Genomic DNA, 16,422 nt, shown 5'->3' on the forward strand with positions numbered 1-16,422 from the left:
CGATGTAGGTTCGGGTCGTAGTGTTATCCGGTCTGCGGAAACGTCAGGTGGCTGGAAAAATATACCCCCACAACGAAACTGTTCGTGGTGGGAGTATCAAGATTGCAAGGTGGTCCAGAATCGCTCAGAGGATGCTGGTTATTGCTGTTTTTCTTGCCAGTAAATGCTGACTACGGCTGGATTCTTGTCATTAATCAGAACGCCAATGGTTGGCGAGTTTTTCTTGACGTAATGAACCTTCAGCGTTGTCGACGCTACGTTTGTTTGTTCGGAAACAGCATAACCCAAGGTGCGGAAGTGCTCGTCAAATTTTGCTTTTGTAGCATCTTGTGCGAGCGTGTACTGAACCTCATAGCTCTTGAATGTACCGTTTTCAATAGGTTTGCTGGTGTTCTTGGTGATGCTGCCCTCAAGGGTCAGTTTCTCGCCCGAGGGGAGTTGAATATCAACGCCTTTTTTCTCATTGCAGCCGCCCAAAGCGAGCAGGCAGGACAAAACGGCAACGCAGGTGATTTTTTTCATTTTGAACTGTAAACCTAGGGTTGTTAGTGTTGAGACGTAATTTCGGATTTTACCAAGCTTGGCAGCGGGTTGCTATTCCGTTTGCTTGAACTCCGCATGCTTGGGTGAGGTTTTGAGCAAGTCGAAGGCCATCCTCCTTTTGATAGCTTTTCGTGAATACTTTTGTATAAACTCATTTCGAGCAGTCTGGCGAAATTCCAGGCTTCTGAAGGATCTTATTGCGTCCTCGATATCGCACGGATTGAAAACGGCTGCATTCTGAATTCGGTTGCTGGCAAAACGGCCTGGGTAGCCCGATAGGCCGGCTAGTATCGGTTTCTCAGTGGCTGCGTACTCGAACAGCTTTGATGGCAGCACGCGACGGAAAGCCTTCATGTCATTCAGGTGCAAAAACAGAACATCAGCTTCACGATAGAGTTTAAGTAGGGCATCACGCTTCATTGGCGGAGTCAGGTAAACGTTGCTCACCTTTTCACTTTCAAGCGCTTTTTCAAGCCGGTCAGTAGCACCGCCAGATCCAATGATGTGGAATTCCACTTCCGTTTCCAAGCGTTTGGCCAGTTGCGGCACAATCAGATGTAAACCTTGGCCTGCACCTATGTTTCCTGCATATACAATTTTTAGTTTGCGTGGTAGTGCTGGGAGGCTTTGCACTGCAACTGTTGCCGGGAGTGGCGTCAGGAACAGCTCATCGATTCCGTTCGTATAGAAGGTAAAGGCTTTTTCCGGATAGCGTTTTTTAAAATATGAGGTGAATCCTGGTGAAATAAGATTCACTTTGGCGGCTTGCCGTATGGTGGTAGCCTCTACCGATGAAAAGATTGCAGACGTTATTCTTCCAAGTGCCGGAGGCAGCACCCCTTGCAAGGTATCGACAAAAATGTCCCTGATGTCCAAGTATAGCTTGGTCCCAGTTCTTTTGGAGATATAGGCCCCTAGGGAAGCGGTCATCAGGCGTGACGAGGTGGCGAAGATCAAATCGTATTGCTTGTTTCTGGCTGCCTTGCACACTTGCATGGCAAAACTGCCGAAAGAAAAAGCCTGGTCAACAAAACCACTTTTGTGTGAAGGCACGGCAAGACGCCGTACAGTGAGATTGGAAAACCGCTCATAGCTGGGCGCGGTGGCCTTGAAAGTATGATACCGATTGGGCTGCGTGGTGATGACATCGATTTCCACGTGGTCGCTGACATTATCCAGAAGCGCGTTTACCAGAGCTTCCGCACGGAAAGACCCTGCCGACAAGTCCGGTGGGTAGTAAAAGCTCAAAAAGAGAATGCGAGTTTTCACGGTCGGTTACCTGGCTTGAGCCGGGGCAAACAACACCCGTTCATATAGATCGACTAGGCTCTTTTCCTGTGCTTCCCAGTTCAGATTCCGTGCGGTATTTCTCGCATTGTGGGCAAAGCGTTCGCGAAGCTCGCGATCGCCAAGCAACTTCACAATGGTGTTGCTTAACGCCTGCTCGTCATTTCCTGGCACCAGCAAGCCGATTTCGTTGGCTCTGACAATTTTGCGGATCTCTGGAAAATCAGTGGCCACCACCGGCAACCCGGCGATCACATACTCGAAGAGTTTGTTTGAATCCGTCGTGTAATGATTGAGGCATGTGTTCTCGATTGGCTGTACACCAATGTCGGCGGATGCTGTATAGGCCGGCAATTCTGCCAATGCCACTGTCGGAATGAAGTGGACTTTATGTTGAAGGTTCAATTCATGTGCCAATGCCATGAGCGGCTGAGCCAGCCGGCCCCCGCCTATCAGCACGAAGAAGCAATCAGGCACATGCTGTGCGCAGCGGATCAGCTTTTCCAGACCACGCCCTTGTTGCAAGCCACCCTGGTACACCACGATCGGCCATGGCTCAAGCAGTCCCAGTTCATCCCTGATCTTGTTGGAGCGCGGGCTCTCGACAAGTCTTGGGCGGTTTTGCAGTACCAGTGGCCGCTCCACGCCGTAGGCTCTGGCGAAGTATTTGGCGCGTGCGTCGGTGGTGGTGATGGTGCCATTGGCAGACGGCATCAGCCGTTTTTCGACGAACCCCACCACTTTTCTCAAGCTCTTGTAACCTTCGCGGCTGGTACTTATTTCATGTGCGTCATATACCAGCTTGGCTCGTGACAGTTTTGCAGCCAGCCAGGCAGTCGGCAGGGTATTTACATCATGTGAATGAACCACCGGAGCACGGTACTCAAGCATCTTGAGTAGCAGGGCAAAGTGGGTCCAGCCGCGCGCGATGGCTCTGAATACCAGCATCTTAAGGCTGGGTTTGATCAAGGCGGGTTTGGCTGCCTCGACAGCTGCCTTGGCGTTAGCCGGTATATTTTTCTTTCGCAGTTTCCACAGGGGGGACCGGGCTACGCGCACGACTTCAATGCCGTCCTGCAGTACAGTGTGCTCCTGGGTAACGCCTGGCGTATGCAGCGCAAACACCCTCACCTTGTAGCCTGCACGTTGCAGCGTTTGCGCTTCCTTCATTACGCGCGCGTCATTCAGGAACTCATTCCAGACGATCATCGAGACTTTTGTCATTGCGTTGCCACCTCTGCAGCTGCAGGAGTATCAAAAATTTCAATGCAATTAACGATGTCGGGTGTCAATGCAAGGGCCGCCGAATAGTCTTTTCGCACGATATGTCTTTCCAGCATGTACATCAGTGCGGCCAACCACACTTTATGAGGGTCGATCGACGCCAGTGCCTGGCGTTGATCTGCGCTGCGCAGTGTTTCAAACAGTGCGTCCTTCTGGGCAACAGGCCAGCTGCAGCCAATTGCTTCGATTCGCCAATTGCTCCAGTGGCTGAGCACAAAGCCGGAAGCAGGCGAAGTCAGAAGCGTGTTGTTGGTGATGTCCAGCGGTACGATCTGGCGGGGAAGCGTGGCGAGATAGCCGTTAATGGCAGGCAAGTTGTCGATGATATTATCGACGTTACTTGTGTCCTCCTCGTTGATGCAGGCCAGGCGCAGCGCGTTGATTGTCGTTTCATCCAGGCGCTGCTCAAGGTACAGGCGTGTGCGCGTAAACTGCGCAATCAGCGCTGTAGAGGGCTCGAGCAGCAGCAGTTTTCGTGCGATCGCAAGAATGCCTTCGCCAATCTTACGACCGCCGATCAGCTTTTCAGCGCCGTCAAACTTGTAGACATGGCAATCAATGTCGCTCACTCGGTAGTGACCAACAAATGGCAGGTCTGGAAGGCCATGTTGCGTAGTCAGCAGCGTGCGCTCCTGCAAAGCGGAAGACGAAATGTTGCTGCCAAATACCTTGACCAGCAGTGTGCCGGTGTCGTCCTGCTGTTCCAGTTGCAGGGTGAACGCGTAAATATCGGCAAAGCCGACCTGGTGCCAATGCATCTTGTAGCCGTCGGCTGCTTCCAGGCCTAGTTTATCAAGCAGTGCCTTGACCCACTTTTCCCTGTTCTCGGCATCCAGAATGTATTCCAGGCCGTTACTCTGTGGTCGAAGCTCGATAAGAGGCTGGGATTGATAGAACAATGCGTTGACTTGTCGATGCTGAATACGCAGGCCGATCACGTCCAGGATCATGCTGGACAGCCTCTGCAGCCCTTGGCGCATAATCAGCACGGCAATCACTGCATTGAAAATCTTGCTGTGCTGGTAATACAGGAAGTCGGTAACCAGGAAGAAAAAGCTCAGGAGAAAGCCGGTTGCGGCCAGGGCGTTGAGAATCGGGCCGTAATGATGATGAAAGCTCTCGCGGACTCTTCTAACGTGGTTGTAGGCCAGGACGCTAACGCTGCTGGCAATGACCAGGTAAACAAGAATCGCCAGCAGCAAGCTTGGGTACACATACAATAATGCCAGCGCGCTCAGGCTGAAGAAGGCTGCGCCGGCCATGGCACGATTGAAGCGCGAGTAAGCATTGGTGGCAATCTTGTCCTGGTTCTCGAACAGGTTCAGCTTCGAAGTGCGTGCCAGAAGCTTTTGCGTGCCGTTGCGACAAAGCAGCGCGCTGGCCAGTTCTGATAACAGGTAGGCGATGTAGCAAAGCGCTGCCGCTGCGGTCAGTGAATAGATCAGATGATCTTTTTCAAGCGTATGCAAAATGGACGGGAAATAGGCAGGTGTTTTTTCCGAACCCAGCAGAATGATGACTTTGAGTGGCAGGAAAAACGCCAGGAGAAGAAATATCTGGCTCGCTAAAGTACTGATCTGTACCAAAAGCGTAATAATGGGTACAACCCGGACGAATTTTACGCCCAGGGAAATGCACCAGCCGATAGTTGCTTTGATCTGCTGTTGGAGTTTCATATCAAACCGCAAGCGTGCGCGCAAATTTCGTGCTTGTGTGCATCACTTTTCCTGCCAATAAATGCTAGCGAGCGTTTCGTAACCGTCGTCCTTGTTTCGTGTGGTAAAGATTGCGCCAATCGGAGGTACAGCCTTTTTGTAATACTGTACCTTGAACTGATTGGCGTCGTTGACGATGATCTTGCGGGTATAGCCATTGGCTTTCAGCACCGCGTAGACATCATTTTCGGCAATTTTATCCACGCCGGAGTAAACGAATTCATGCATGCTCAGGAACCCCGCATTGTTGGGTTTCCTGTGCGATTTCTGATGCGTCCCTCTGAGTAGCACGTACGTGGAGTCACTCAGATGCAGGGCATTGGCAGACTTCACATCTGCCATTGCATCCGCAGCAGGTGGTTGTTCGCAACCGGTCAGCATTGCCAGCAGCGCGATAATGAAAACGTATGGCTTCATGGTGTGGTCACTTCAATTGATGATCCGTGCCAGCAATTGCCTGGCAACGGTGCTGTAGTAGGTGCCATGGTAGTAGTAGGGGCAGAATGCCCACTTGTGCTCGTTTTTCGAGACGTATTGCACCATCTTCGCTAAAGCTTGTTTGGCAATGGTTCTGTAATACGAGCTGTCATAGTGATAGGGGCAATAGGCCCAACGCGGGGTGCCACCGGCTATCAGCCCGGCATCCTTGCCACCAATTCGTTCTACCGGGACTGTCGAGTCTTCCAGGCTGTCCAGCATCGGGTCGATGATTGCATTGTTCAGATCGATCAGGCCCTGGAACGTGCTACCAGCGAAGCTGGCAACGATCTCTTTGCTCTTGTACTGGCTCGCCCAGTTGGCCTGATGCACAAAAATGTTCGGGCACAGGCTGGCCACGCGATCCAGGAACATGGGCAGGGCCCAGGCGCGCAGCTGCTTTGCCTGTTCACTCCAAGGGGCCTGCACGGTGTATTCGATACCACATTTAGCCAGCGTCTTGAGCATCAACGGGCTGGCCGTCACGATCGAGGTGCCAAATGTGGCAATGCCAATGCTTTCGTCAAAGAAATCCACAATGACGATGTCGGGGCGAGATTGTTCGAGTTGTTGCCAATGCTCTTTCGAAGCATCCCACTCAACGCGCTTGGCCTCTGCGCCTTCTGCTTCAACGCGGAACCGTGCATCGAGACATGGCGGCGCCATGTACGAAATCACCGACGATTGAGACATGTAGAAACACACCTCAAAGCGCTCCAGCGTCTTTTTCTGGAACTTGAACAGATTATGGGAAGCGCTTGAGCCAAGAATTGCGACGCGTATCTTGCCTGACCCCGTTTTGACGGGGTTCGGCCGCGATGCCTTTTTTTCAAGCCTGGCCTTCTGTGACAAGAGGCTGTTCACCACCTCTGTATCGGGGCCGTCAATGTTCTTTTGCTCAGCCTTGAGCTGTTGGCGTACGTTGTTGAGTTTCTCTAGGTACTTGTGAGGCATGCCCAGCGGCGATTGCCTGAGTAGTTGGCTCAGGTAGTCGAGCCGTGGTTGTTGCAGGCCAAACCGTGCAAACAGGGCTGGGTCGAAACCTTTGACGCTTTCGGGGGTGCCAAGTATGCGCGCCCGAGCGCCAAAGAAGTAGGAATCGCTAAGTGGATGCTTGGTATAGAGGTACAGCGGCTCTTCACGTGTGAGGTGAATGTGCTCGGCAGAGATCTGCTGCTGCTCCAGGGTGGTGACGACAAGATGATGCGCATACTGGGTAATCGCATGTGTCTTGGGGCCACTGGTTTTGTCGACCATCGTCAGCGCCAGAGCCAGCGTGTCGTAATCCACTGGGCGATAGCATTGGTCCGAAGGCAGAAATTCCAGGCCATTCTTCAGCGAGATCAATAACACCTCCGAGATATTGCGCTCGGAGGTGGCCTCGGACTGAATCAGGTCGATGACGCTTTCATGGATACAGTCATCGTCGTCAATGCGTGACGTGACCAGTGTCGCCGCATTGACCCCCTTGAGCAGAAGCATGACTTCGCGGCTGACCATGCTGTAGTCGCTGACCTGAAGCGTGCGGGCATTCAGGTCAGTGTTGCGCAGTAACTGCTCAAGGCGCGTGCGGTGCAGGACCGGTAATGCTTCATCAATGAAGATGATCCACTCGAAGCCTTGATTACTTTGGTTGGCCAAGGATGGGAGAACGGTGTTGGCAAAGATCTCCAGCCTGTAGGACAGCCACAGTTCATCCTTGATGCCGATACCAAAATTGGTGAAAACAAAGTGCTTCAAAGCGGATTTCAACATATCTTCAATGGTTCTGAATCACTGCGATTTCCCGCTCTGCCATCTTGTAGCTGGCGCTTTGCCCGCGAACTCGATTGGCCGCAGCCTTGGATTTTTCCACGAAGGTATTGCCATTGAGGTACATCTCCTCAATCGCTTGAGCCAGTTGCTCGTAGTTTTCTGGTTCGACCACGTAGCCGGAGGTGTGGTCGACGAACTCGGGAACGGCGGCTACAGCCGTAGTGACCGGCACCAGGCCTGACGACATGGCTTCGTCGCGGGATACCCCCTGGGTGTCCATACGGCTCGGGCAAAGGAAGATGCCGTAGTCCTTGTGCGTATCTGCAATTTCCGTGTGATTGAGGAAGCCCTGCTGGATCTTTACGTTGCTGAAGTTGCGCAGCGGTTTCAGGGTTTCGTCAAACAGTGGGCCGTCACCGATCAGGCAGAACTCCATGTCGTTGAACCAGGATTTACCCGCCAGGCTCTGGATCGCTTTCACGGTCAGGTCGTTGGCATAGGTCTTCGAGGTATATGGACGAATGGACAGCACTTTCTTGCGCTGCTCGACCGACTTTTCGCGATAGTCGAACAAGTCGGTGTTGATCGGGTTGTGAATGATTTCGAACTGGCCTTCCGGTAGGCGGAATCCAAGGTCTTCCATCACTTCTTCCGCGAAGTAGCGCGATACGAACACCAGTTTCAGGTTCGGGTGCATCGGCTGCAGCAGTTCGCGCCAGAACGTCATGCGTTTTTCGCTGGCGAGCTTGCCCAGGCGCAGTTGCTCATCAGTGGTGAAGTTGAACTCACGACGCCACCAAGGCTGGATATCTGAACCATGTACCCAGACAGTGATGCGCGTGCTATTCAGGAACGGACGCAGTGCGTTCCACATCTGCTCGTCGAGGAAGTGCACGAGGATCGACTTGTAGCGATTTTTCTCGAGCATTTTTGTCAAGGTCGAAGTGCAGCCGGTAACCACGTCGACGTTCTGGAACTCGTGGTAGCTGACCGTTTCGTTCGGTCGCAGCCGGAATACGTCTACGTTGACCCCACGCTCTTGGTATGCCGTGACCCGGGTGTGTACGAACTTGTTGCGGTACAGGTCAGAATAGGTCGGGTAGTGGTTGGTCAGTAGCAAGTGCTCACTGCGGCCCATCATTTCAGATGGCTGCAGGTTGCGGTGCCCCAAGACCAGTGCCTTCAGTTCGGCACTGCCTGCAGCATAGGCGCGCAAACCGAAGCGAATGTAGACGGCTTCCGGTGGAATGTCGGCAGTCTGGTTGCGATTGGCATACTGCATCACATGGCTGATACGCTGCTTGTCGGCATCCAGGAACAGCACGACCAGCTGCAGGTTCAGGCCAGGAGTGCAGTCAACGAACAGCTTGAGGCGGCCATCTTCGCAGCCCAGTTCATCCACACGGACTTCCTGCTGGGCATAGATATATTCATGCTTGCCATCGGCCAGCTTGGAGTGCACGCGCCAGGTATCGCCGTCGACGACCAGGTCAACGAATTTGTTGCGAACGACGCCAAACATCTCGGCCAAACCGCGTCCCGTGATCTCCGGTGCGTCGTGGCTGATCTGCAGCGGGGCAATGGACTCCGCACGCGCCTGCAACTGGTCGATGGTCATGCCGAGGTTCAGCTCGAGATCGTCGACTTTGGCGCTGATGTTTTCATGCTGTGCAGCGCCGTTCTCGCAATAGTTGAACGGGTCGATGGCCAGGCCCTGGGCATGGGTGTACTGCAGCGACGGCAGGTTCTTCAGCCAATTGCGCAGCGGTTGTCCGGCAACGATTTCGGTAGCAACCAGCGAACGGCGGGCGCTCAGCGTCTGGGTCGGGCGATAGGCCTGTTCGTTCCACTGCAGTTCGGCAGTGTGGCCCTTGCAGGTGAAGTGGGCCGCTTTACCGACTACCTGGGCGCGGCTGTAGCGGGTAGCCAGCGCCAGGTCGAGCAGATAGTTCGGGCCGTAGTAGTCGCCAGGCACAAAGGCGGCGACCCAAGGTGTATTGCCAACCAGTTCGCCCAGCGAGGTCTTTTTCAGCTGTGCCGGCTTGAGTACCAGGATGCGCGGGTCATCACTGACGATGCTGCTCTGGTAGGCATCGCTGATGATGACCATGCGCACCTGGCTGTAGGTCTGACGGTTCAGATGGGCGCGCAGCATGTCGAACTGTTCGCGGTCCTGGGCTTCACCGATCACTACGATTTCCGGCAGGCGCTGGGCCCTCGCGGTACCGGTGACCTTGCTCATCACGTATTCCAGACGCTGGGTGTAGGTGTGCTCCTGCATCACTTTGCGCAGGGCTGCCAGCCGCAGCTTGTCACTGTTCAGCGGGTCTTCGGCCAACAATTGCAGGCGGCGCAGCATTTCCTCGCCGTTGTCGGTGGTAACGACCAGATCGCCGAACAGCAGGCGTACACCGCGCGAGAAGTTGCTCACGGTCAGGGTGTTGCAGCCGAGCAATTCGAAGACGCGACGGGCAAACATCGATTGCGATTGCTTGATCGAGTTCAGGTTGATCGCATAGCGGTAGCCCTTGTAGGCCGTGTCAATCTTCTCGAAGGGCAGGGTACCGACGATATAGGGCTGGTATTCCTCTGGGAACTGGTAGTTCGCATCGTTCTTGCCGAAGTTGCGGTCGAAGATTTCCAGCGGACGGAACTTCGGCAGCTCGCAGACGAAGTTGCCCAGGTCGCGGGTACGCTCGGGGTAACGAACGTAGTAAGCCCCGGCAAAGCAGAAGGCGTCCTTGCGTTCGTATAGCTCGACGGGGTTGTGCAGCGCAGGCTGGCAGGCGAACGGCAGCAGGTAGACGCGGTCGTGACCGAGTGCTCCTCTATAGCGGTGAATACAGTCGATATCGGTGGTGAATACGTGGTCGAACTGTTTGGCGGTGGTCAGGAAGGTCTCGAAGTGAACCGGGTCTTCCTTGTTCCAGAACACGGTTGGTACCTTGTTCTGACGGCACCAGGCCAGAATGTCCTGCAGCTCCTGGCCGTTGTGGCCGACTTTGCTGCCCCATAGGTCATCCTTGCCGCGCCAGGCGGACTCGATGAACAGCAATTCCGGGCCAAAGCCTTCGATTTCCGCTTTCCAGTTGGTTGGGGTGAGCGGCATCAGGTCACATTCGTAACGATAGGAGCCGAAGGTGAACTCATCCATCACGCACGCCACTTTCAGGCGGCTGACAGGCTGGTCCGCCTGACGCAGCAGGGTACTGCGGCTCTGCTCGCTGGTCGGCAGGGCTGCTGGCAGCTTCAGGTAGTTTTCATCTTGTACCGGTGCCGGCGGCAGCAGCGCCTTGCGCGGTTCGTTGGCCAGCAGCTTCTGCTCGTTTTGCTGGCGTTGCTGGCTGGCTTTGCGGTACAGGCGTAGCAGGCGGATTGGCAGCTTGACCAAGCCGCCCAGCGAGGTCGCGCTGTTCTTGATCTGGTAGCCGAGCTGATAGGTCATGCTTGCGCGGGTTTTCACCAGGCGCTGCTCTGCTAGGTGGCGCTGGGTGTTAGCGCGCTCCAGATTTTCATTGAGCTCGTCGATCTTGCGCTGCTGAGCGGTACTGCGTTCAAGCAATTGATTGAGGCTGGCCTTCAATTGCGGGATTTGTTCGCCGGTCAGGGCGCGGTACTTCATGTTTGCCGCACCAAGGCCAGCCTTGGACGAGTTGAGTTCGGTTTCAAGTTGCTCGCGCAGACCTTGCCACTCTTTATTGGTGGCAACGAGGCTGGCTTCAGCTGCCTGACGGCTGGCCCTTTCAAGCATCAGCTGTTCTTCGAGCATTTCTTTGGCCAGGTTGAGCGACGCAATGGTCTCTGCCATGGCCACCCGCGCTTCCTCAGATTCAGTGGTGGCAGGTGTCAGCTTAAGCAGTTGGTCTTCCAGCTGGGTACGTTGTTCAAGCAAGGCTTTGATGGAGTTTGCCTGGGCGGTATGCTCACGCTGGCTTTGGGCTTGAGCGTCATTCATCAGCTGCAACTGAACTTCCAGTTCAGTCTGCCGGCCTTGCAGTGCAATGACCGTTTCGGCATGAGCTGCATTAGCCAGCTGGCTTTGAAATTGCAGTTCGTTCATGGCTTGCCGCTGCTTGCTCAGCTCTGCCTTCAGTTCAGCTTGACGTGCTTTCAACAGGGCAATGGTCTCTGCCTGAGCAGCGTCGGCCCGTTGGGTTTGGGCCTGCAATTCGTTCATATACTCCAACTCGCTTTCAAGTTCGGCTTCCAGTTCCGCTTGGCGCATGCGCAGCGTGGTGATCGTGTTGTCTTTCTCAGCAATATCCTGCTTGCTTTGGGATTGCAGACGGGTCGTTGCATCAATCTGGTTTTGCAATTCAGCACCCATCGTCGCCAACTGTTCGTGTAATCCTGCGATGGTTTCAAGGTGGGCAGTGTTGGCTTGGTCAGCCTGGGTCTGAAGCTCGCTCATTGCTTGCAAATGGCGTTCAAGGTCGGATTCCAGCGCCGTTTTCTGGGCTTGCAACTCAGCAATAGTCTGCAGATGTGCTGCCTCTGCGCGTTGAGCCTGAGCCTGATAGTCGCTCATTGCCTGCGCCTGGTTTACCAGCTCGGCTTGCAATGCTGCCTGTTGGGTGTGTAGCGCAGTGATCGCGTCAATATGCTCTGCGTTTTTCTGTTGTGCATTGAGCAGTAGTTCAGCCGCTTGTCGCTGCTGGCTTTCCTGTTCGGCTTGCAAAGCCACCTGCTGGGCACGTAACGCAGTGATTGTGTCGATATGCTCTGCGTTTTTCTGTTGTGCATCGAGCAGTAGGCCAGCCGCTTGTTGCTGCTGGCTTTCCTGTTCGGCTTGCAAAGCCACCTGTTGGGCACGTAACGCAGTGATTGTCTCTAGATGCTCTGCGTTCTTCTGCTGAGCATCGAGCAGTAGTTCAGCCGCCTGTTGCTGCTGGCTTTCCTGTTCGGCTAGCAGTGCCGCCTGTTGGGCGCGTAACGCGGTGATCGCGTCGATATGCTCTGCGTTTTTCTGTTGTTCATCGAGCAGTAGTTCAGCTGCTTGTTGCTGCTGGCTTTCCTGTTCGGCTTTCAATGCTGCCTGATAGGCGCGCAGGTCGGTGATGGTGGCGATATGGCTATCGATGATTTCCTGCGCCTGAGACAACTGGTCGGCTACAGCCTTGCACTGCTCTTCCTGCGCCCGTTGCTTCTCTGCAGAGCCACGCAGCTCGGCAGTTGCCTCAGTCAATTGCTTTTGAGTTTTGGCGTACTGATTCTGCAACTCGTCGAGTCGCAGCTTCGCGTCAGCCAGGCTTTGTGCGCGAGCTTCCTCAACCGCCGCTAACTGCTGTTCAAGTTGGCCATACTGCTCGGTCGCAACACGATACTTTTTGTTGGCTTCCACCAGTCGCTGCGTGGTCTCTTCAAGCTCCCGGACACGCTGTGCCTTGGCTTCGAGGATCTCCCGGTTGGATTTTTGGAGCGTTGCGATTTCTGCTTCGCGCGTTTGCAATTGTTTGAAAAGCGCTTCGGCTTTTTGCACTTCTGGCTTCAGCAGAGTGATTTGCTCAGTAGCACCGCGATACTTTTTATTGGCCTCTTCCAGACGCTTGCCGATTGCCGCGAGATTCTCGCGCAAAGTGCGCTCGATGGATTCGAATGCCTTTTCCAGCTCACGAACGCGATCAACGGTCAGCGAGTCGATGACACCTGGCTTGTGCGTATCGCCCTTCACCGCAACGATGCCCAACCATTTGCCGAGCATCTTCACATCGATGATCTGCAAGTGCTCGGCCAGCAGCCGGAACGGTTCCATCAGGTAGAACGTGTGCTTGTGGTCAATGAAGTCATTGACCCCGAACGGCACGGTGATCACCAGCCGGCCACCCTGCTTGAGCAGGTCGTAGGCCTTCTCAACGAACAACTCCGGGCGTACCAGGTGTTCGAGCACTTCGCTGATGACGATGGTGTCCGGTTCAACCTCGAGCGTGTCCAGCGCGAGGAAGTCTGAATTGATATACGTGACGTTCTGCTGGATGTGTGCAGGCTCGGCGGACAGGTAGCCTTTGGCCTCTTCAATGGCCTGCGGGCTGGTGTCCACACCGGTGACCTGGCAGCCTTCACGTGCCAGCAGCAGGGGCACGATGCCCTGCGAGCAGCCGACATCCAGGATCCGGCGCCCTTTTACCTGGGCGCAGATCCAATGGATGCGGGACTGCGTTTCCCGCATGAACTGATCCCCCAGCTTGCCGTAATAGGCTTCCATCACGCGGTCATGAATATCGGCCAAAGGTGAAGGCAGCTCTGTGTTCACGGTAGGTTTCTCAAGCGTAGGGTTGTTCATGCGGTTCGATCCATCAAGCCTGGGTAACGCCGGCAGCGTCGATCACGAAGGCCGCGTCGCGCACGTTGAAGGTGCCGCGGAACTCGCGGTGTTTCACCAGCAGTACGTGGATGTCGGCGCTATCCTGGGCAAAGTCGAACTCCACATGCTCGTGGCGTGCCAGGCGCTGCGGCAGGGCTTCGATGTTCGGTTCGACCAGTTGCAGGGTGGCTTCCAGCTCGTTGCCCAGGCGCTCGGCGATGCTCAGTGCCGGGCTTTCGCGCAGGTCGTCGATGTCGGCCTTGAAGGCCAGGCCGTAGCAGGCAATCTTCACTTGCTGGGCCGACTTGCCCGGGTTCTTGATCAGGAAGTTGGCCAGGGCCATCTTGACCTTTTCGATCACCCACTCAGGCTTGCTGTCGTTGACCACGCGGGCGGTGCGGATCAGGCGCGCCTGCTCTGGGGTCTGGCTGACGATGAACCATGGGTCGACGGCGATGCAGTGGCCGCCCACGCCAGGGCCTGGTTGCAGGATGTTGACGCGCGGGTGGTGGTTGGCCAGGCGAATCAGCTCCCACACATCGATGTCCAGCTTGTCGCAGATGATCGACAGTTCGTTGGCGAAGGCAATGTTCACGTCGCGGAAGCTGTTTTCGGTCAGCTTGCACATTTCCGCAGTGCGGGCGTTGGTGACGATGCACTCGCCTTCAACGAAGGTGCGGTACAGGCGTACGGCCGCTTCGGAGCACTTGTTGGTCATGCCGCCGATGATGCGGTCGTTTTCTACCAGCTCGCGCAGTACGTGGCCCGGCAGTACGCGCTCAGGGCAGTGGGCAACGCGGATGTCGGAATCTTCACCGTGGGTTTGCGGGAAGCTCAGGTCCGGGCGGGCCTGGGCCAGCCAGAAGGCCATCTGCTCGGTGGCGCCGACCGGGGAGGTGGATTCCAGGATGACCAGGTCGCCTTTTTTCAGCACGGGCGCGATGGCCTTGCTGGCGGATTCGATGTAGCTCAGGTCCGGCTGGTGGTCATCCATGAACGGGGTCGGCACGGCGATCAGGAAGGCATCGGCAGCTTCCGGAACGGTGGAGGCGCGCAGGAAACCTTCGGTTACGGCAGCGTGTACCACCATGTCCAGCTCAGGCTCGACGATGTGGATTTCGCCGCGGTTGATGGTGTCGACTGCATGCTTGTTTACGTCGATGCCGATGACATGCTTCTTGCGGGCGGCGAAAACGGCGGCGGTTGGCAGACCGATATAGCCCAGGCCTACGACGGAAATTTTATTGAAGCTCATGCTGCGTCCTTGGAGTTAGAGAAGGCGGAAAGTGCGTCGAGGATTCGCGCGCACGCTTCTCCATCGCCGTAGGGGTTGTGGGCGAAGCTCATCTCGCGATAGGTCGCATCGTCGGTGAGCAGTTTCGCCAGGTGTTCGGTGATCGATTCAACGTCAGTGCCCACCAGCTTGACGGTACCGGCAGCCACGGCTTCCGGGCGCTCGGTGGTGTCACGCATGACCAGTACCGGTTTGCCCAGGGCAGGGGCTTCTTCCTGGATGCCGCCGGAGTCGGTCAGGATCAGGTACGAGCGGGTCATCAGGTAGACGAACGGCAGGTAGTCCAGCGGCTCGATGAGGTGAATGTTGTTGACGTCGGCCAGCAGGCGGTTGACCGGTTCGCGCACGTTCGGGTTGAGGTGTACCGGGTAGACGATGTCCACGTCAGGGAACTGGCGTGCGGTTTGTACCAGTGCCTGGCAGATGCGCTCGAAGCCGCCACCAAAGTTTTCGCGGCGATGGCCGGTGACCAGCACCATGCGGCGCTCGGGGTTCAGGAAGCTGAACTGGTCTTCGAACTGGCTTTTCAGCGCGGGGCTTTCCAGCTTGCGGACCACTTCCAGCAGCGCGTCGATCACGGTGTTACCGGTGGTGTAGATGGTCGCGGCGTCGGTGCCTTCGCGCAACAGGTTCTCCTGCGAGGTGGAGGTGGGCGCGAAGTGCAGGGCGGCCAGTGCGCCGGTCAGGCGGCGGTTGCCTTCTTCTGGCCATGGCGAATACAGGTTGCCAGTGCGCAGGCCGGCTTCAACATGGGCAATCGGAATCTGCTGGTAGTAGGCGGCCAGGCTGGTGGCCAGGGTTGTTGCGGTGTCGCCGTGCACCAGCACCACGTCGGGCTTGAACTCGGCCAGCACAGGCTTCAGACCCTGCAGGATGGCAGTGGTCACGTCGGTCAGGTCCTGGCCGGGCTTCATGATGTTCAAGTCATAGTCGGGCGTGATCTCGAACAGCTCCAGTACCTGGTCGAGCATCTGGCGGTGCTGGCCAGTTACGCAGACGCGCGACTCGAAACGGTCGTCCTGGGCAAGGTTGAGGGCCAGGGGGGCCATTTTGATGGCCTCTGGGCGGGTGCCAAATACGGTGAGGGTCTTGAGGGACACGGCGACGGTCTTCTGTGTATTGAGTGAAGGCGATTGGATCAGGTGTTACGGGTGCAGATCACAGGTACTACGCAAATCGGCCGGGGGGATTGGCCTGGAGCGCTCCACACACGCAAACGCGAGCGGGGGGCTTTGAGGGTGGTGAAGAAAAATTCATCTGGCTTGGATCCTTCAAGCGTAGCGATAGTCCAACGCCTGCAAATTTATCACTTCGTCATCAATATGGCATCCCATGTGGCACGTTTTTTTCCCCCTGATCGTCCGAATTTGCCCATATCAATCGATTGAGCGGATCATATTATTGTAAGTTGTATCAGGAAAAACGATTGTTTGATCTTATTCAGGCATCATGCCAATAAAGTCAATTCGACGAGGCATACGACAAACGGGCGGGGGCCTTGTCCGGCAAGGCTTGTGGGAAAAACAACAACATTTGGTCTGAATGAAACCTAGGTTAAACGGGAATTTACCTAGAGGCGTTTTGCCATCATCCTTGTGTCATGAAGTTAACCTGAATTGTGGCGTAACGCCATCACTTTTGGGTGGGCGAAGTTGATTTTTTTAATGTCGAATTCGGTAACGATTAACCGGGCCAAGTGCCTGTTTGCAATGTGGCTGAACCGCTAGGGTTGATTGCGCAGCCGAAGGAAAACGGCTGCCGGAAAA

9 protein-coding genes are annotated in these 16,422 nt (G+C 55.5%); all 9 read right to left on the reverse strand.

Annotated elements, in window-relative coordinates; all coding sequences use genetic code 11:
• Nucleotides 1-138: 138 nt before the first annotated feature.
• Complete coding sequence (locus CAY82_RS13035) at nucleotides 139-522, reverse strand: hypothetical protein (protein WP_087501562.1); 384 nt, start codon at nucleotides 520-522, stop codon at nucleotides 139-141.
• A 72-nt stretch (nucleotides 523-594) separates the two neighbouring features.
• Entirely contained in the window at nucleotides 595-1,812 is a 1,218-nt protein-coding gene (locus CAY82_RS13040; RefSeq protein WP_087501563.1) for a glycosyltransferase family 4 protein, read from the reverse strand.
• A gap of 6 nt (nucleotides 1,813-1,818) precedes the next feature.
• Nucleotides 1,819-3,054: a glycosyltransferase family 4 protein gene (locus CAY82_RS13045; protein ID WP_087501564.1), complete on the reverse strand. Its 1,236-nt coding sequence runs from the start codon at nucleotides 3,052-3,054 to the stop codon at nucleotides 1,819-1,821.
• Nucleotides 3,051-4,790, reverse strand: coding sequence for a hypothetical protein (locus CAY82_RS13050; protein WP_087501565.1), 1,740 nt, complete (start codon nucleotides 4,788-4,790; stop codon nucleotides 3,051-3,053). The genes CAY82_RS13045 and CAY82_RS13050 overlap by 4 nt, the downstream gene beginning before the upstream one ends.
• 42 nt (nucleotides 4,791-4,832) lie before the next feature.
• Nucleotides 4,833-5,246: a hypothetical protein gene (locus CAY82_RS13055; RefSeq protein WP_087501566.1), complete on the reverse strand. Its 414-nt coding sequence runs from the start codon at nucleotides 5,244-5,246 to the stop codon at nucleotides 4,833-4,835.
• A gap of 12 nt (nucleotides 5,247-5,258) precedes the next feature.
• Nucleotides 5,259-7,061: a DUF6270 domain-containing protein gene (locus tag CAY82_RS13060; RefSeq protein ID WP_256576267.1), complete on the reverse strand. Its 1,803-nt coding sequence runs from the start codon at nucleotides 7,059-7,061 to the stop codon at nucleotides 5,259-5,261.
• Nucleotides 7,062-7,065: 4 nt separating this feature from the next.
• The gene (locus CAY82_RS13065; protein ID WP_087501567.1) at nucleotides 7,066-13,341 is read right to left on the reverse strand and encodes a methyltransferase domain-containing protein; all 6,276 of its coding nucleotides are present in this window, start codon (nucleotides 13,339-13,341) and stop codon (nucleotides 7,066-7,068) included.
• 13 nt (nucleotides 13,342-13,354) lie between these two features.
• Entirely contained in the window at nucleotides 13,355-14,617 is a 1,263-nt protein-coding gene (gene wecC, locus CAY82_RS13070) for a UDP-N-acetyl-D-mannosamine dehydrogenase (protein WP_087501568.1), read from the reverse strand.
• Nucleotides 14,614-15,756 (reverse strand): non-hydrolyzing UDP-N-acetylglucosamine 2-epimerase, encoded by a 1,143-nt coding sequence (gene wecB, locus CAY82_RS13075; RefSeq protein ID WP_087501569.1) that lies wholly within the window; start codon nucleotides 15,754-15,756, stop codon nucleotides 14,614-14,616. Before wecB ends, wecC begins: the two co-directional genes overlap by 4 nt.
• Nucleotides 15,757-16,422 lie beyond the last annotated feature (666 nt).

Origin of the sequence: Pseudomonas sp. SID14000 (genome assembly GCF_002165135.1) — a bacterium.
GTDB lineage: Bacteria > Pseudomonadota > Gammaproteobacteria > Pseudomonadales > Pseudomonadaceae > Aquipseudomonas.